The sequence below is a fragment of the Pseudomonas sp. F(2018) genome (genome assembly GCF_005508865.1).
In the GTDB taxonomy this organism is placed as follows: domain Bacteria; phylum Pseudomonadota; class Gammaproteobacteria; order Pseudomonadales; family Pseudomonadaceae; genus Aquipseudomonas.
Window position 1 is genome coordinate 1,366,717 of record NZ_SCOM01000001.1, and the last position, 15,956, is coordinate 1,382,672.

Annotated in this window: 14 protein-coding genes and 1 tRNA gene; 12 read left to right on the plus strand and 3 right to left on the minus strand. The window is 61.3% G+C overall.

Going from position 1 to position 15,956, the window contains the following annotated elements:
* The first annotated feature begins 89 nt into the window (after window positions 1-89).
* From thrS to FFS62_RS06850, 9 genes are all read left to right on the plus strand, one after another.
* Window positions 90-2,012 (plus strand): threonine--tRNA ligase, encoded by a 1,923-nt coding sequence (gene thrS, locus FFS62_RS06810; RefSeq protein WP_137972017.1) that lies wholly within the window; start codon window positions 90-92, stop codon window positions 2,010-2,012.
* Window positions 2,012-2,563, plus strand: a complete 552-nt coding sequence (gene infC / locus FFS62_RS06815; RefSeq protein WP_171016291.1) for a translation initiation factor IF-3 — start codon at window positions 2,012-2,014, stop codon at window positions 2,561-2,563. The genes thrS and infC overlap by 1 nt, the downstream gene beginning before the upstream one ends.
* Before the next feature lie 60 nt (window positions 2,564-2,623).
* Complete coding sequence (rpmI, locus tag FFS62_RS06820; RefSeq protein ID WP_021701550.1) at window positions 2,624-2,818, plus strand: 50S ribosomal protein L35; 195 nt, start codon at window positions 2,624-2,626, stop codon at window positions 2,816-2,818.
* A gap of 31 nt (window positions 2,819-2,849) precedes the next feature.
* A complete protein-coding gene (gene rplT, locus FFS62_RS06825) occupies window positions 2,850-3,206 on the plus strand; it encodes a 50S ribosomal protein L20 (protein WP_003243409.1) in 357 nt (118 codons plus the stop codon).
* A gap of 95 nt (window positions 3,207-3,301) precedes the next feature.
* Complete coding sequence (gene pheS, locus FFS62_RS06830) at window positions 3,302-4,318, plus strand: phenylalanine--tRNA ligase subunit alpha (protein ID WP_137972019.1); 1,017 nt, start codon at window positions 3,302-3,304, stop codon at window positions 4,316-4,318.
* A 42-nt stretch (window positions 4,319-4,360) separates the two neighbouring features.
* The gene (gene pheT / locus FFS62_RS06835) at window positions 4,361-6,739 is read left to right on the plus strand and encodes a phenylalanine--tRNA ligase subunit beta (protein WP_137972020.1); all 2,379 of its coding nucleotides are present in this window, start codon (window positions 4,361-4,363) and stop codon (window positions 6,737-6,739) included.
* Between the two features lie 3 nt (window positions 6,740-6,742).
* The gene (ihfA, locus tag FFS62_RS06840) at window positions 6,743-7,045 is read left to right on the plus strand and encodes an integration host factor subunit alpha (protein WP_002553164.1); all 303 of its coding nucleotides are present in this window, start codon (window positions 6,743-6,745) and stop codon (window positions 7,043-7,045) included.
* On the plus strand, window positions 7,026-7,382 hold the full coding sequence (locus FFS62_RS06845; RefSeq protein WP_137972021.1) for a MerR family transcriptional regulator: 357 nt from the start codon (window positions 7,026-7,028) through the stop codon (window positions 7,380-7,382). Before ihfA ends, FFS62_RS06845 begins: the two co-directional genes overlap by 20 nt.
* A gap of 81 nt (window positions 7,383-7,463) precedes the next feature.
* Window positions 7,464-7,540 (plus strand) — tRNA-Pro (locus tag FFS62_RS06850).
* Window positions 7,541-7,619: 79 nt separating this feature from the next.
* On the opposite strand, the gene FFS62_RS06855 is transcribed toward FFS62_RS06850, so the two are convergent.
* From FFS62_RS06855 to FFS62_RS06865, 3 genes are all read right to left on the minus strand, one after another.
* A complete protein-coding gene (locus FFS62_RS06855; protein WP_137972022.1) occupies window positions 7,620-8,543 on the minus strand; it encodes a restriction endonuclease in 924 nt (307 codons plus the stop codon).
* Window positions 8,544-8,570: 27 nt separating this feature from the next.
* Window positions 8,571-9,344 (minus strand): nuclease-related domain-containing protein, encoded by a 774-nt coding sequence (locus FFS62_RS06860; protein ID WP_137972023.1) that lies wholly within the window; start codon window positions 9,342-9,344, stop codon window positions 8,571-8,573.
* 103 nt (window positions 9,345-9,447) lie between these two features.
* Window positions 9,448-12,882, minus strand: a complete 3,435-nt coding sequence (locus FFS62_RS06865; protein ID WP_137972024.1) for a DNA methyltransferase — start codon at window positions 12,880-12,882, stop codon at window positions 9,448-9,450.
* Window positions 12,883-13,112: 230 nt separating this feature from the next.
* Between FFS62_RS06865 and FFS62_RS06870 the strand changes: the two genes are divergently transcribed.
* The 3 genes from FFS62_RS06870 to FFS62_RS06880 all read left to right on the plus strand — a co-directional run bounded on the left by FFS62_RS06870 (window position 13,113) and on the right by FFS62_RS06880 (window position 15,900).
* The gene (locus tag FFS62_RS06870) at window positions 13,113-13,862 is read left to right on the plus strand and encodes a GntR family transcriptional regulator (RefSeq protein ID WP_137972025.1); all 750 of its coding nucleotides are present in this window, start codon (window positions 13,113-13,115) and stop codon (window positions 13,860-13,862) included.
* A complete protein-coding gene (locus tag FFS62_RS06875; RefSeq protein WP_137972026.1) occupies window positions 13,859-15,583 on the plus strand; it encodes a fumarate reductase/succinate dehydrogenase flavoprotein subunit in 1,725 nt (574 codons plus the stop codon). Before FFS62_RS06870 ends, FFS62_RS06875 begins: the two co-directional genes overlap by 4 nt.
* A gap of 71 nt (window positions 15,584-15,654) precedes the next feature.
* The gene (locus FFS62_RS06880; protein ID WP_137972027.1) at window positions 15,655-15,900 is read left to right on the plus strand and encodes a ferredoxin family protein; all 246 of its coding nucleotides are present in this window, start codon (window positions 15,655-15,657) and stop codon (window positions 15,898-15,900) included.
* Window positions 15,901-15,956: the final 56 nt, after the last annotated feature.

The following is a 15,956-nucleotide window of genomic DNA, read 5'->3' on the forward strand; positions in this document are numbered from 1 at the left end:
CGTCTGGCAGGCATATCGCCGGATCGCTTCCTGGCTCATCCCAACCCACGTGACCTTTGGTAGGGGTCACCACTAGGAGAGGAGGCGCCATGCCCATCATTACTCTTCCCGACGGCAGTCAGCGTTCGTTCGATCGTCCCGTTTCCGTGCTCGAGGTGGCCCAGTCCATCGGTGCCGGTCTGGCCAAGGCCACCCTGGCTGGCAAGGTCAACGGCAAGCAGGTAGACGCCTGTGACCTGATCGAAAACGACGCAACTCTGCAGATTCTCACGCCGAAGGACGAAGAGGGGCTGGAGATCATCCGCCACTCCTGTGCGCACCTGGTCGGTCACGCGGTCAAGCAGCTCTATCCGAACGCCAAGATGGTGATCGGGCCGGTGATCGAGGAAGGCTTCTATTACGACATCGCCAGCGATCGTCCCTTCACGCCTGAAGACATGGCCGCCATCGAAAAGCGTATGGCCGAGCTGATCGACAAGGATTACGACGTCATCAAGAAGATGACGCCGCGTGCCGAGGTCATCGAGCTGTTCAAGGCGCGTGGCGAGGAATACAAGCTGCGCCTGATCGACGATATGCCGGACGAACAGGCCATGGGCCTATACTTCCACGAAGAATACGTCGATATGTGCCGCGGCCCGCACGTGCCCAACACGCGCTTCCTCAAGTCCTTCAAGCTGACCAAGATTTCCGGCGCCTACTGGCGCGGCGACTCGAAGAACGAGCAGCTGCAGCGCATCTATGGCACCGCCTGGGCGGACAAGAAGCAGCTGGCTGCCTATATCCAGCGTATCGAGGAGGCCGAGAAGCGCGATCACCGTCGCATCGGCAAGCAGCTGGACCTGTTCCACCTGCAGGAAGAAGCCCCTGGCATGGTGTTCTGGCATCCGGCCGGCTGGACCGTCTACCAGGTCCTCGAGCAGTACATGCGCCAGGTGCAGCGCGAGCATGGCTATGTAGAGGTGCGCACTCCGCAGGTGGTCGACCGCATCCTCTGGGAGCGCTCGGGTCACTGGTCGAACTACGCCGAGAACATGTTCACCACCAATTCGGAAAACCGCGACTACGCGGTGAAGCCGATGAACTGCCCGTGCCATGTGCAGATCTTCAACCAGGGTCTGAAGTCCTACCGCGACCTGCCGCTGCGCCTGGCCGAATTTGGTGCCTGCCACCGCAACGAGCCGTCCGGCGCGCTACACGGCATCATGCGCGTGCGCGGCTTCACTCAGGACGATGCGCACATCTTCTGCACCGAAGATCAGGTGAAGAAAGAGGCGGCCGACTTCATCAAGCTGACCCTGCAGGTGTATTCCGACTTCGGCTTCTCCGATATCTCGATGAAGCTGTCCACTCGTCCGGCCAAGCGTGTAGGTTCCGACGAGCTGTGGGATCGCGCCGAAGGTGCTCTGGCGGATGCGCTGAACGAGTCCGGTCTGGAGTGGGAATACCAGCCGGGCGAGGGCGCCTTCTACGGTCCGAAGATCGAATTCACCCTCAAGGACTGCCTGGGTCGTAATTGGCAGTGCGGTACCCTGCAGTACGATCCGAACCTTCCGGAGCGTCTCGATGCCAGCTATATCGCCGAAGATAACAGTCGTATCCGTCCGGTCATGCTGCACCGCGCCATTCTCGGTTCCTTCGAGCGCTTCATCGGTATGCTCATCGAGCACTACGCCGGTGCGTTCCCGTCCTGGCTGGCTCCGGTCCAGGCGGTGATCATGAATATCACTGACAAGCAGGCCGATTTTGCCCTGGAAGTCGAGAAAACTCTCAACCAAAGCGGGTTCCGTGCCAAGTCCGACTTGAGAAACGAAAAAATCGGCTTTAAAATCCGCGAGCATACTTTGCTCAAGGTTCCCTATCTCCTGGTTATTGGCGACAGGGAAGTTGAGACACGATCCGTTGCTGTGCGTACCCGCGAAGGTGTCGACCTGGGCTTTATGCCTCTGGAACAGTTCGCCGAACAGCTCAAGCAAGCGGTTTCCCGGCGTGGTCGCCAAGATTCGGAGTAATCATTATTAAGCGTGAAATGAGACAGGATAAGCGGGCCGTTCCAAAGGCACCGATCAACGAGAACATCACCGCACGTGAAGTCCGCCTGATTGGCGCAGACGGCGAGCAGGTTGGCATTGTTTCGATTGATGAGGCACTGCGTGTGGCTGAAGAAGCCAAGCTGGATCTGGTAGAGATCTCCGCTGACGCAGTCCCGCCAGTTTGCCGCATCATGGACTACGGCAAGCACCTGTTCGAGAAGAAGAAGCAAGCTGCTATCGCGAAGAAGAACCAGCACCAGCAGCAGATTAAAGAAATCAAGTTTCGTCCAGGGACGGAAGAAGGGGATTACCAGGTAAAACTACGCAACCTGGTACGTTTCCTTAATGAAGGGGACAAGGCCAAGGTATCCTTGCGATTCCGTGGTCGTGAGATGGCCCACCAGGAGCTGGGTATGGAGCTGTTGAAGCGGGTCGAATCCGACCTCGCCGAACTCGGCACCGTAGAACAGCATCCTAAGCTGGAAGGACGCCAGCTGATGATGGTCATCGCTCCCAAGAAGCGTAAATAACCTCCCGGGCACTGGCAGGCCTGATGGTTATCAGTTGTTAATGAATGCGGAGTACCAAACATGCCAAAGATGAAAACCAAAAGCGGCGCGGCTAAGCGTTTCCTGAAAACTGCTGCCGGCTACAAGCACAAGCACGCTTTCAAGAGCCACATCCTGACCAAAATGTCCACCAAGCGTAAGCGTCAACTTCGCGGTAGCGAACTGATGCATCCGTCGGACAAGGCAAAAGTCGAGCGCATGCTGCGCGTTCGTTAATTCGGTCAAGATATTTTAGAGGTAATTACTCATGGCTCGTGTTAAGCGTGGCGTTATCGCTCGTGCTCGTCACAAAAAAATCCTGAAACTCGCCAAAGGCTACTACGGCGCGCGTTCGCGCGTGTTCCGCGTTGCCAAGCAGGCTGTGATCAAGGCAGGCCAATACGCCTACCGTGACCGCCGTCAGCGCAAGCGTCAGTTCCGCGCTCTGTGGATCGCTCGTATCAACGCTGGTGCTCGCGTCAACGGTCTGTCCTACAGCCGTCTGATCGCTGGCCTGAAAAAAGCGTCGATCGAAATCGACCGCAAGGTTCTGGCCGATCTGGCAGTGAACGAAAAAGCGGCGTTTGCTGCGATTGTCGAGAAAGCTAAGGCCGTTCTGGCTTAAGTCCCCCGACAATCACCGGGTTCGCCCGGTGGCAACGTCAAAGATAGGGGAAGAGCCTTCAAGCTCTTCCCCTATTTCGTATCTGGAGTCCGTACATGGAAAACCTGGATGCATTGGTCTCGCAAGCGCTTGAGGCCGTGCAAAACACCGCAGACGTGAACACCCTGGAACAGCTCCGGGTTCAGTATCTCGGCAAGAAGGGCGAATTGACCGCCCTGATGCAGACCCTGGGCAAGCTGTCGGCCGAAGAGCGTCCGCAGGCTGGCGCCTTGATCAACGCTGCCAAGAATCAGGTTCAGGACGCCCTGAACGCCCGCAAATCCGTGCTTGAGCAGGCTCTGCTCGCCGAGAAGCTGGCGTCCGAGCGTATTGACGTGACCCTGCCTGGCCGCGGCCAGGCCTCCGGTGGCCTGCATCCGGTCACCCGCACCCTCGAGCGCGTCGAGCAGTTCTTCACCCATATCGGCTACAACGTGGCCGAGGGTCCGGAAGTCGAAGACGACTACCACAACTTCGAAGCGCTCAACATTCCCGGCCACCACCCGGCACGGGCGATGCACGACACCTTCTATTTCAACGCGAACATGCTGCTGCGCACCCACACCTCGCCGGTACAGGTGCGCACCATGGAATCGCAGCAGCCGCCGATTCGCATCGTCTGCCCCGGCCGTGTGTACCGCTGCGACTCCGATATCACCCACTCGCCGATGTTCCACCAGGTCGAAGGCCTGCTGGTCGACGAGGGCATCAGTTTCGCCGACCTCAAGGGCACCATCGAGGAGTTCCTCCGCGTGTTCTTCGAGAAACCGCTGGGCGTGCGTTTCCGCCCGTCCTTCTTCCCCTTCACCGAGCCATCGGCCGAAGTCGACATGCAGTGCGTGATGTGCTCCGGCAAGGGCTGCCGCGTATGCAAGCAGACCGGCTGGTTGGAAGTGATGGGCTGCGGCATGGTGCATCCGAACGTTCTGCGCATGTCCGGCATCGACCCGGAGAAATACCAGGGCTTCGCCTTCGGCATGGGCGTCGAGCGCCTGGCCATGCTGCGTTATGGCGTCAATGACTTGCGCCTGTTCTTCGATAACGACCTGCGGTTCCTGGCGCAATTCCGCTAGCCGCACGCCCCGTATCGAATTCGCTTAAGGAGAACAGACAGCATGAAATTCAGTGAACAGTGGCTGCGCAGCTGGGTAAACCCGGCAGTTTCGCGCGACGAGCTGGTGGCCCGCCTGTCCATGGTCGGCCTGGAAGTGGACGCCGTGATCCCGGTCGCTGGCCAGTTCAGTGGCGTGGTGGTAGGCGAGATCCTCAGCGCCGAACAGCACCCGGACGCCGACAAACTGCGCGTGTGCCAGGTCAGCAACGGCAGCGCCACCTTCCAGGTGGTCTGCGGTGCGCCCAATGCCCGTGCCGGCATCAAGATTCCCTTCGCCATGATCGGCGCCGAGCTGCCGGGCGACTTCAAGATCAAGCAGGCCAAGCTGCGTGGCGTGGAGTCCCAGGGCATGCTCTGCTCGGCTTCCGAGCTGCAGATCAGCGACGACAACAGCGGTCTGATGGAGCTGGCGGCAGACGCCCCGGTCGGCCAGAGCCTGCGCGACTACCTCGGTCTGGACGATGCCAGCATCGAGATCGGCCTGACCCCGAACCGTGGCGACTGCCTGTCGCTGGCCGGTCTGGCCCGCGAAGTCGGCGCCATCTATGCCGCTCCGGTAACGACTGTATCCGTCGCCCCGGTCGCCGCTGCCCATGACGAAGTGCGCCCGGTCGAAGTGCTGGCCCCCAAGGCCTGCCCGCGCTACCTGGGTCGCGTCGTCCGCAACGTCGACCTGTCCAAGCCGACCCCGCTGTGGATGGTCGAGCGCCTGCGTCGTTCCGACATCCGCAGCATCGACGCCGCCGTCGACATCACCAACTACGTGATGCTCGAACTCGGTCAGCCGATGCACGCCTTCGATCTCGCCGAGATCAACGGTGGCATCCGCGTACGCATGGCGGAAGAGGGCGAGAAGCTGGTTCTGCTGGACGGCCAGGAAGTCAGCCTGCGCGCCGACACCCTGGTGATCGCCGACCATAACCGCGCCCTGGCCATCGCCGGCGTGATGGGTGGCGAGCACAGCGGCGTCAGCGACAAGACCCGCGACCTGTTCCTGGAAAGCGCCTTCTTCGACACCATCTCGGTGGCCGGCAAGGCTCGTTCCTATGGCCTGCACACCGACTCCTCGCATCGCTTCGAGCGTGGCGTGGACTCGCAGCTGGCACGCAACGCCATGGAGCGCGCCACCGCGCTGCTGCTGGAGATCGTCGGCGGCGAAGCCGGCCCGATCATCGAGGTGGCCAGCGCTGCCGACCTGCCGAACGTCGCGCCGATCACCCTGCGTGCCGAGCGCATCAGCCAGATGCTGAGCATGGACATGGACGACGCCGAGGTCGAGCGCCTGCTCAATGCGCTGGGCCTGAGCACCGTCGCCCAGGGTGCCGGCCAGTGGCAGGTCAGCGTGCCGAGCCACCGCTTCGACATCAGCCTGGAAGTGGACCTGATCGAAGAGCTGGGCCGCCTGTACGGCTACAACCGCCTGCCGGTGCGCTACCCGCAGGCGCGCCTGGCCCCGCAGGCCAAGGCCGAAGCGCGTGCCGAGCTGCCGGCCCTGCGTCGCCTGCTGGTCGCTCGCGGTTATCAGGAAGCCATCACCTACAGCTTCATCGATCCCAAGCTGTTCGAGCTGTTCAATCCGGGCGTGGCGCCGCTGCAGCTGGCCAACCCGATCTCCGCCGACATGGCCGCCATGCGTTCCTCGCTGTGGCCGGGCCTGGTCAAGGCACTGGAGCACAACCTCAACCGTCAGCAGTCGCGCGTGCGCCTGTTCGAGAGTGGCCTGCGCTTCATCGGTCAGCTCGAAGGCCTGAAGCAGGAAGCCATGCTGGCGGGCGTGATCAGCGGCAGCCGCCTGCCGGAAGCCTGGGCCAACGGCCGTGAGAGCGTGGACTTCTACGACCTCAAGGCCGATGTCGAAGCGCTGCTGGGCTATGCCGGCGCCGCGGATGCCTTCAGCTTCGTGCCGGGCGAGCATCCGGCCCTGCACCCGGGCCAGGCCGCACGTATCGAGCGGGAAGGGCGCCTGGTCGGCTTCCTCGGTGCGATGCACCCGGAGCTGGCCAAGACCCTGGGCCTGGATCAGCCGGTGTTCCTCTTCGAGCTGGTACTGGCCGAAGTGGCCACCGGGCGCATGCCGGCGTTCAGCGAACTGTCACGCTTCCCCGAGGTGCGCCGCGACCTGGCCCTGCTGGTGGGTCGCGAGCAGCCGGCCGAAGCCGTGCTCTCCACCATCCGCGAGGCTGCTGGCGAGTGGCTGACGGACCTCAGACTGTTTGACGTGTATCACGGTAAAGGCATTGATCCACATAGAAAAAGCCTGGCCGTTGGCTTGACCTGGCAACATCCATCGCGCACTCTTAATGACGATGAGGTGAATACAACTACGCAAAACATCATCACCTCGCTGGAAGAAAGGTTCAACGCCACGTTAAGGAAGTAGCGTATGGGGGCTCTGACGAAAGCTGAGATGGCGGAACGTCTGTATGAAGAGCTTGGCCTGAATAAGCGGGAAGCCAAGGAGTTGGTGGAGCTGTTTTTCGAGGAAATCCGCCACGCGCTGGAAGACAACGAACAGGTCAAATTGTCCGGTTTCGGCAATTTCGACCTGCGCGACAAACGTCAGCGCCCAGGTCGAAATCCCAAGACAGGCGAAGAAATCCCGATCACGGCTCGCCGTGTTGTCACCTTTCGTCCGGGCCAGAAATTGAAGGCCAGAGTAGAGGCATATGCTGGAACCAAGTCATAACGACGAGCTGCCGCCTATCCCTGGCAAACGCTACTTCACCATCGGCGAAGTCAGCGACCTCTGCGCCGTCAAGCCTCATGTTTTGCGTTACTGGGAGCAGGAATTTCCCCAGCTCAATCCGGTGAAGCGGCGCGGTAACCGTCGCTACTATCAGCGCCAAGACGTGCTGATGATCCGCCAGATCCGAGCGCTTCTGTACGACCAGGGTTTCACCATCGGCGGGGCGCGCCAGCGCCTCTCCGGCGACGAAGCCAAGGACGACACCACCCAGTACAAGCAGCTGATCCGGCAGATGATTGTCGAGCTCGAGGATGTTCTGCTGGTGCTTCGCAAGTAAGCCGCAGCGGTAAAAAAAACTTCCACAATTCAGCAGCTTATTGTAAAGTCCTCCCCGCTTCCGGTAACACGGAAGCATCGTCGGGGCGTAGCGCAGCCCGGTAGCGCACTTGCATGGGGTGCAAGGGGTCGAGTGTTCGAATCACTCCGTCCCGACCAAATAACCCTAACAAAAAGGCCAGTCAGAAATGACTGGCCTTTTTGTTTGTGCGCACTTGCACCCCATGCAAGTACGCGATTAAAGCTCCTCGTCGAAGTAGTCACTGTCCACGCGTGGCAGTTTGAGCAGGCGCGAGGTCACGCCGACTTCGTGGTCCATCATCAGGTTGACCAGGCGTTGGCCATCAACCAGCACCATGCCTTCGACCGAACGGGCAAAGTCCACGGCCTGGGCGGAGAAGCCAGAGGTGGTGATGAATACGCCTCGCTTGGCCTTCTGGCCGGCCAGGGCGCCGTAGAAGGCTTGTAGCTCCGGGCGTCCGACAGTGTTCTGCCAGCGTTTGGCCTGTACGTACACCTTCTCCAGGCCCAGAGCATCCAGCGAGATCACGCCATCAATGCCGCCATCTCCACTACCACCGACCTGCTGTAGGTCTTCGCGGTTGGCGCCGTAGCCGAGGCGATGCAGCACATCCAGCACTATGACTTCGAAGCGTGCCGGGCTGACCTGCAGCAGGTTGTCCAATAAGTCGCCTGCGACGCTGGCGCGCAGCTCCTTCAGGGCCTGCTCCAGGCGCTCCTCGGGGCTAGCGGTGGCGGCGCTGGTGGCGATTGGGGTGTCTGGCTCCGTGTCCAGAGCCACCGCGTCGCTGGCGGTTTTCAGTTTCACGTCCATGAAATCCACGGCCAGATGCTCGACCTGCTCGGCGGAGAGTGGAGCAGGGTGCGCTTGGGCGAAGGCCTGGCCGGCTTCGGTGAGTTTCCAGAAGCCGCGTTTGGCACTGCTGGAGAGTCCTGAGCGCTTAAGGCGATCATGAGCCCAACCGGCGCGGTTCTTATAAGTGGCCTGACCGCTAGCAATGGTTTCCTGGCGCTGTCCCTCGCTTAGCTGGAGCGCCCGGGCGGCTGCTTCATGAGCGTCGCGGGCTAGTACACCGTCCGGGCGGCTGGCGAGAAAGCGCAGGATGGGCTCGATGAACTGGTCATAGGTGGGTAGGGACATCCTTGCTACCTGCTGTAAGTGTGGAAATCAGGTTAAGGGTTGCATAGTGCGGCATTTGGGGAAGGCGCTGCAGCCCCAGAATTGCTGACCGGCCTTGGGGCCGTTCTTCACGGTGCGTACGAGCAGAGCACTGCCGCATTTGGGACACAGCCGCTCGGCGGTCGGGTCGTTACGCCGCTTGAGGTGCTGCACATGCTTACGCTCAGTGGCTAGGGTTGGAGCGAGGCGTCCGTTTTGCAGTGTGTTTAGCATTGTGTCGACTTCAGTCTCACTGAATACCGGCTGCTCGAATGACTTGATATAGCGGATAAAGCCGATGCCCTGGGTGACGTTGGCCGGGACTTCGGTTTTGAAGGTACTGCCGCCGACAAAGGTGATGACCGAGTGCAGGTGCTCCGGGTTAACGCCAAGGGTGGCTTCCAGGGCTTTGAGATGCTTGTAGTTCTGCCGCAGCGGGTTCTGGAATTTGAACGTGCGCTTGTAGAGCTTCTGCGTCCACTGCGCTTGCTTCTCGCTGCCGAATATCCAACCGCTCATGTTCTTCGTTTCCAGCGCGAAGATGCCGTAAGGCGAGAGGAATACGTGATCGATCTGCGTGGTGCCGTCTGGAGTGTTCAGGGTGACGTTGTGCAGGCGGCGGTAGGTTTGCTTGTCCAGCTGCCAATGGGCGAAGAGCCGCACCAGGAGTTCGCCAATATGGCCCTTAGCCCAGGGCGACTTGAGCAAGCCGATCAGCAGTGCAGCCGGAATAAACCAGCCCAGCGTGCCCCAGACCTGCGCGATGATGGGTGAGAAATCCATTTCCAATGTCCTCTGCAGTGGTTAGCCCAGGCTCTTGTCATCAGTAGCCGTGAGCCGAATAACTCGGCTATCCGGCTCACGGCGCGAGCCTTGGCGCAATTGATCAGCTGGCTAGTCGGTACTGGTTCTCCGCTTGCTGGACCATGCCAAGTTCCTCAAGAGCGCCCAGTACGGCTTGCACAGCGATTTTCGGTGAGCGCTTGAATTGAGCTGCGATGGCTTCGGCCGGGAGCGGGCCTTGGGTAAGGGCCTGGCGCACGGCAGCAACTTGCTCGCGCATCTGCTTGGGCCAGGTGAGCTTCCCGGTAGCTATGGTGACCTCGGGAGCAGATTCGGAATCCGTTGTGTCCGTCAGCTCGGCCTCGCTCTGTTGTGGGGAGGTTTGCGCACTGGGGTGCTGGTAGTCGGGGCGCTGCCAGCGCACCAGGCCACGGGCTTCCTCGGCGGCGCGTTCGGCATTGAGGGACACCAGGCGGCGCAGCAGTTCTTCCTCGGCCTCGGCCTGAGCCTCGGGTTTGTCTGGCAGCGGTGTAGTGGCACCAGGCTTGCCAATCAGTTGCGGGGCCAGGTCATTCCAGCCATAGGCAGCGAATACGGCGCGGTCCAACTCGTCGTGCAGTTCGCGCAGCAGCGAAACCAGGCCCTGTTCATGGGTGGTTTTTTCCTTGGCAGTCAGCGGCTCTTCGCTGCGCAGCTTTTCCAGCACGTTATACATGCCGGTTAGGGTCAGCTCGGGGTGCTGGGCCTGTTGCCGCTTGCGATGGGTATCGAGGCGCTCGCTCAGATCTCGGATGGTTTGTTGCTGCTCGGGGCTGGCGGAGGGGAAGGGGAATTTCTCGAGACAGTCTGAATGGTTGTACGTCGAGTCATTTCCCACTCCCAGCCAACCACCAACACGATTTGCGAAGCAAACATGAAGGCGTGAGGACAGCACGCCAAGCTGAAAAGCATCCTCAAACCCAAAGACCAGAACCTTAGTTTCCGGCAAAAAAGATGCTTCAAGGAACTGGAAGACCCGATGCCTTGATGTGCGCGAGGTCACCGTGATTCGGCCGAGTCCGACAAGAGCCCCTCGAAACCGCCCTCTTGGTTCTGCATGAAGCCACCAATCGCGTTGGTATTTTTCGCGCGGGTTCTTGTCCCGTTCAGGTTTTACTCGGTCGTACAGCCACTGAAAAGCATCTGGGAAGCTCTGCTTCAAGTCGTCAAGCGGAACGCCAAAGGTATCGATAACGTACTGGACTCGCATGGTTTGAGCCAAGTCTCGGCCTGTTATGTAGCGTTTTATCAGCTTGGAGATCGTTGAAGCTTGGAATGTGTGAATTGCACTAGCGTCGACTAAAAAGCCCTGTCCAGAGAGCTGGACTCCTGGGCACGCCAAGCCTGTGTTTGCTTTCAAAACAATCAGTGCAGAAGTATTAACTCCAATAGTCAGGTCGGAGAAAATCACGCCATCGTCAGTATCAAACCGCACGTCCACTGCGTCCTCATCGGAGGCATATTCACGTTTTGAAAGCAAAAGTCTACCCGCATCCTGAGAGGCATCGGCGACGCTCATTGCTACCCGTACCTGCGCTCCATCGGAGCTGTCGACCCATGGGTGATCGGGTATGACGAACCGCAGGCCAACCCCTTTATCCAGAGCGTTTTGTATTACGGATCGATTGAATGTTTGAGAAATGGAGTTCGTAGTAATGAAGCCGAAACGTTTGACCTGACCAACACGCACCGTTTCGGCAGCGATATGCCACCAGTACATGACGAAGTCCGCCGACTCCGGCACCTCCGGCCAAGTGCCGCGCACTGCATCGACATAGCCGTCGCCCAGCGCCGTCCGCATGCGCTTGTTACCAATAAACGGCGGATTCCCCACGATGTACTCTGCTTGTGGCCACTCGGCCTTACGCGGATTGCGATAGATGTACTGCTCGACTTGGGCCGATTCATCCGGCACTTGTTCGCCGGTAATGGGGCTGGTCTTGGTGGTGATGCCGTCCCAGCGGGTAATGGGCTTGCCGGTTTCGTCGCGCAGCAGTTCTACCGCGTCGTAAGCGATCAGGGCGTCGCGGTGTTCAATATTATGGAAGTCACGCAGCACCGGCTCGGGCGGGTTGACCTTGCCATGGGTGCGGAAGTGCCATTGCAGGTAGCCGATCCACAGCACCATTTCGGCGATGCGCGCGGCGCGTGGGTTGATTTCCAGGCCGAGGAACTGATGCGGGTCGACGGTGACGCCCTCCAGCTCCAGCAGGCCCTGAGATTCGCCTAGATCGTGCAGCAGGTTGAGTACTTCGCCTTCCAGGCGCTTCATGTGCTCCAGGGTGACGTAGAGGAAGTTGCCGCTGCCGCAGGCTGGGTCGAGTACGCGCACTTCGCACAGGTGACGGTGGAAGGCGCGGATCTCGGCTACAGCTTCCTTGTGCTTGCCCTGACCTTCGTAGGTGAGCGCGGCAACCTGCACTTCCTTCCATTCGGCGCGCAACGGCTCGATGACGGTGGGCAGTACCAGGCGCTCGACGTAGGCGCGGGGGGTGTAGTGAGCGCCGAGTTTGTGTCGCTCGCGGGGGTTCAGGGCACGCTCCAGCAGGGTGCCGAAGATCGCCGGCTCCACATAGCGCCAATCGGCCTCGGAGGCTTTGAGCAGCAGCTCCATCTGGTCGCGGTCGAGGGCAATCGCCTGGGCTTCGGCAAACAGGCCACCATTGAACTTGAGCAGGGTGCTTTCCAGGATCGGCGAGAAGCCACCGCTATTCATCGTCTGCCAGAGGTGTTCGAGCATCGGCGCGAAGGTGTCCGGCCTGTTCTTCAGGCGTTGCAGCAACTCGGTAAAGCCACGTTCGGGGAGCAGACCTACGTCCTCGGCGAACATGGTGAAGAGAGCGCGCATGAGAAAGCTGGCAACCAGCTGCGGTGAATGCCCGACGGCCTCCAGCGACTTGGCCAGTTTGGCCAGTTGGTCGGCAATTTCGCGGGTGACGCGGGCCGAGCGGCGTGCTGGGTCGAGCGAGAGCGGATCAAGCCAGACGGCGCGTAAGCGCTCGCGAACATCTTCCTTGCGCAGATCTTCCAAGCGGATGCGGTGGTTGCGGGCGTCCGGGTAGGGTGTGTAAGTGGCGCCGGAACGGCTGAATTCGGCGTACAGCTCGATATTACGGCCCACGTCCACCACAAGGATGAACGGTGGGCGGCCTTCCTCGGCGGGCAGCGCACGGGCGTACTGGTCGGCCTGGTTGTGGGCCTTGAGCATGGCCTTGTCCCAGCCGGAGCTGTCGAGGGTCTTGCCGGTTTGCTTCGCTTCCAACACGAAGCTGCTGCGCTTGTAGAGGTCGATGAAGCCGTTGTTGCTGCTGCCGTCTGGCTGATTGATGACGACGCGGCGCTCGAATACGTAGGCGTTGTCGCGGGTGTCGTCGCCGGCTGGTTCCGGCAGAGGGAGGCCGAGCAGACTGCAGAGTTCGGTGAGAAACAACTGGTAGTTGGCGCGCTCGCTACCGCCCGCGTTTTTCCAGCGGGCGAGGAAGGTATCCAGGTGTTCCATCACGGTACTGCTCCGACTACGAGAAAGGCTTGGATTCTAACGGAGTGGCCATCTTTCAGTGCAAGCATCACAAATGGCGAGACTGCTGTCATGAGCCGAATAGGTCGGTTCGGCGCACGACCTCCATCGCTTCATAACCTTATGCAATAAAAGTATTTCCTGATCCGCTCTTATACTCGCTATCTTCTCGTCACAGCTTGTTATGACAAGTAGAGATCAGAGACGAGAACATGGCCGAACTGCTTCCCCTGTCCCCCGTGCCGCTGTACAGCCAGCTCAAGGAGCTGCTGCGTGGTCGCATCCTCGACGGTACCTATCCGCCGCACAGCCGCATGCCCTCGGAGAGCGAGCTGGGCCAGGCGTTTGGTGTCAGCCGCATCACCGTACGCCAGGCGCTGGGGGATCTGCAGAAGGAAGGGCTGATCTTCAAGATCCACGGCAAGGGCACCTTCGTCGCCAAGCCCAAGGCGTTCCAGAACGTCAGCACCCTGCAGGGCCTGGCCGAGTCCATGTCGCAGATGGGGTACGAGGTGATCAACCGCCTGCACAGCCTCAAGCACCTGCCGGCCAGCGCCCGTGTCGCCGAGCGGCTGGGCCTGGAGGAGGGCGCGCCGGTGACCGAGATCAAGCGCGTGCGCCTGGTGAACCGAGAGCCGGTGTCGTTGGAGGTCACCTACGTGCCGCGCGCCGTCGGCGAGAAGCTGGAGAAGGCCGACCTGGTGGCCCGCGACATCTTCCTGATCATCGAGAACGACTGCGGCATCGCCCTCGGCCATGCCGACCTGGCAATCGACGCGGTGCTGGCCGACGCCGACCTGACTCGTGCGCTGAACGTGGAGGAGGGCGCGCCGATCATGCGTATCGAGCGCTTGACCCACGCCGCCGATGGCACGCCACTGGACTTCGAATACCTCTACTACCGCGGCGACGCCTTCCAGTACCGCCTGCGCATCGACCGCCAGAAGGGCTCTCACGCATGAACACGATCGAACGCGAATACGACCTGGTGGTGATCGGCGGCGGCACTGCCGGCCCGATGGCCGCGATCAAGGCCAAGGAGGCCAACCGCGAGCTGCGCGTGCTGCTGCTGGACAAGGCCAACGTCAAGCGCAGCGGCGCCATCAGTATGGGCATGGACGGCCTGAACAACGCGGTGATCCCCGGCCACGCCACGCCGGAGCAGTACACCAAGGAAATCACCATCGCCAACGACGGCATCGTCAACCAGGCGGCGGTGTACGCCTACGCCACCAAGAGCTTCGAGACCATCGAGCAGCTCGACCGCTGGGGTGTGAAGTTCGAGAAGGACGAGACCGGCGACTACGCGGTGAAGAAGGTCCACCACATGGGCGCCTACGTGTTGCCGATGCCCGAGGGGCACGACATCAAGAAAGTGCTTTACCGCCAGCTCAAGCGTGCACGGGTGGAGATCACCAACCGGGTCATCGCCACTCGCCTGCTGACCGACGCCGACGGCGCAGTGAACGGGGTGATGGGCTTCGACTGCCGCACCGCGGACTTCCACCTGATCCGTGCCAAGGCCGTGGTGCTCGCCTGCGGCGCCGCCGGGCGCCTGGGCCTGCCGGCCTCGGGCTACCTGATGGGCACCTACGAGAACCCGACCAACGCTGGCGACGGCTACGCCATGGCCTACCACGCGGGCGCCGAGCTGGCGAACCTGGAGTGCTTCCAGATCAACCCGCTGATCAAGGACTACAACGGCCCGGCCTGCGCTTATGTCACCGGCCCGCTCGGCGGCTACACCGCCAACAACAAAGGCGAGCGCTTTATCGAGTGCGACTACTGGTCCGGGCAGATGATGTGGGAGTTCCACCAGGAGCTGGAGGGCGGCAACGGCCCGGTATTCCTCAAGCTCGATCACCTGGCCGAGGAAACCATCCAGAACATCGAGGAGATCCTCCATAGCAACGAGCGGCCCAGCCGTGGCCAATTCCACGCCAACCGTGGCACCGATTACCGCACCGGCATGGTCGAGATGCACATCTCGGAGATCGGCTTCTGCTCCGGCCACAGCGCCTCGGGCGTGTGGGTCAACGAGAAGGCCGAGACCAGCGTGAAGGGCCTGTACTCGGCCGGCGACATGGCCGCGGTGCCGCACAACTACATGCTTGGCGCCTTCACCTACGGCTGGTTCGCCGGGGTCAATGCCGCCGAGTACATCGCCGGGCGTGAGTTCACCGAGGTGGACACGCAGCAGGTCGAGCGTGAGCAGGCGCGGGTGTATGCGCCGCTCAACCGCGAGCACGGCCTGCCGCCGGCCCAGGTCGAGTACAAGCTGCGGCGCATGGTCAACGATTACCTGCAGCCGCCCAAGGTGACCAAGAAGATGGAAATCGGCCTGACCCGCTTCGCCGATATCCAGCGCGACCTCGACCAGCTCAAGGCCAACAATCCGCACGAGCTGATGCGCGCCCTGGAGGTCAGCGTGATCCGCGACTGCGCCGAGATGGCCGCGCGCGCCTCGCTGTTCCGCGCCGAGAGCCGCTGGGGCCTGTACCACCACCGCGTCGACCACCCGCAGCGCAACGACGCCGAGTGGTTCGCCCACTGCCACCTGAAGAAGGGCGACGACGGCGAGATGACCAGTTTCAAGAAGCCGGTGGAGCCGTACCTGATTCCGCTGGACGACGAAGAGCAGCACGCCTACCAGCGCCTGCGGGTGCGTAGCGACGCCGCCTGACCACACTTGCGTGCAAGGCCCCGAACGGGGCCGCAGAAACGAGAGAGCCACAGGCTCCGAGGAACCGTGACATGGCCTACCAGCCCCAGGAAATCTTCTTTCGCAGCAATGCGCCGGTGACCATCGACGAGGACAAGTGCATCGCCCACAAGGGCTGCACCGTGTGCGTCGAGGTCTGCCCGATGGACCTGCTGGCGATCAATCCGGCCACGCAGAAGGCCTTCATGGCCTTCGACGAGTGCTGGTACTGCATGCCCTGCGAGAAGGACTGCCCGACCGGCGCGGTGAAGGTGGAAATTCCTTACCTGCTGCGCTGAACAGCAGTAGGGCTGGTGTAACCCGCGCGGGTTTCACCGCCCTACCAAGCTGAGCG

Coding starts and splice junctions, on each gene's coding strand:
- rplT (WP_003243409.1), top strand. CDS start 2,850: ATGGCTCGTGTTAAGCGTGGCGTTATCGCTCGTGCTCGTCACAAAAAA.
- pheS (WP_137972019.1), top strand. CDS start 3,302: ATGGAAAACCTGGATGCATTGGTCTCGCAAGCGCTTGAGGCCGTGCAA.
- pheT (WP_137972020.1), top strand. CDS start 4,361: ATGAAATTCAGTGAACAGTGGCTGCGCAGCTGGGTAAACCCGGCAGTT.
- FFS62_RS06855 (WP_137972022.1), bottom strand. CDS start 8,543: ATGTCCCTACCCACCTATGACCAGTTCATCGAGCCCATCCTGCGCTTT.
- ihfA (WP_002553164.1), top strand. CDS start 6,743: ATGGGGGCTCTGACGAAAGCTGAGATGGCGGAACGTCTGTATGAAGAG.
- FFS62_RS06880 (WP_137972027.1), top strand. CDS start 15,655: ATGGCCTACCAGCCCCAGGAAATCTTCTTTCGCAGCAATGCGCCGGTG.
- rpmI (WP_021701550.1), top strand. CDS start 2,624: ATGCCAAAGATGAAAACCAAAAGCGGCGCGGCTAAGCGTTTCCTGAAA.
- thrS (WP_137972017.1), top strand. CDS start 90: ATGCCCATCATTACTCTTCCCGACGGCAGTCAGCGTTCGTTCGATCGT.
- FFS62_RS06870 (WP_137972025.1), top strand. CDS start 13,113: ATGGCCGAACTGCTTCCCCTGTCCCCCGTGCCGCTGTACAGCCAGCTC.
- FFS62_RS06865 (WP_137972024.1), bottom strand. CDS start 12,882: ATGGAACACCTGGATACCTTCCTCGCCCGCTGGAAAAACGCGGGCGGT.
- FFS62_RS06875 (WP_137972026.1), top strand. CDS start 13,859: ATGAACACGATCGAACGCGAATACGACCTGGTGGTGATCGGCGGCGGC.
- FFS62_RS06860 (WP_137972023.1), bottom strand. CDS start 9,344: ATGGATTTCTCACCCATCATCGCGCAGGTCTGGGGCACGCTGGGCTGG.
- FFS62_RS06845 (WP_137972021.1), top strand. CDS start 7,026: ATGCTGGAACCAAGTCATAACGACGAGCTGCCGCCTATCCCTGGCAAA.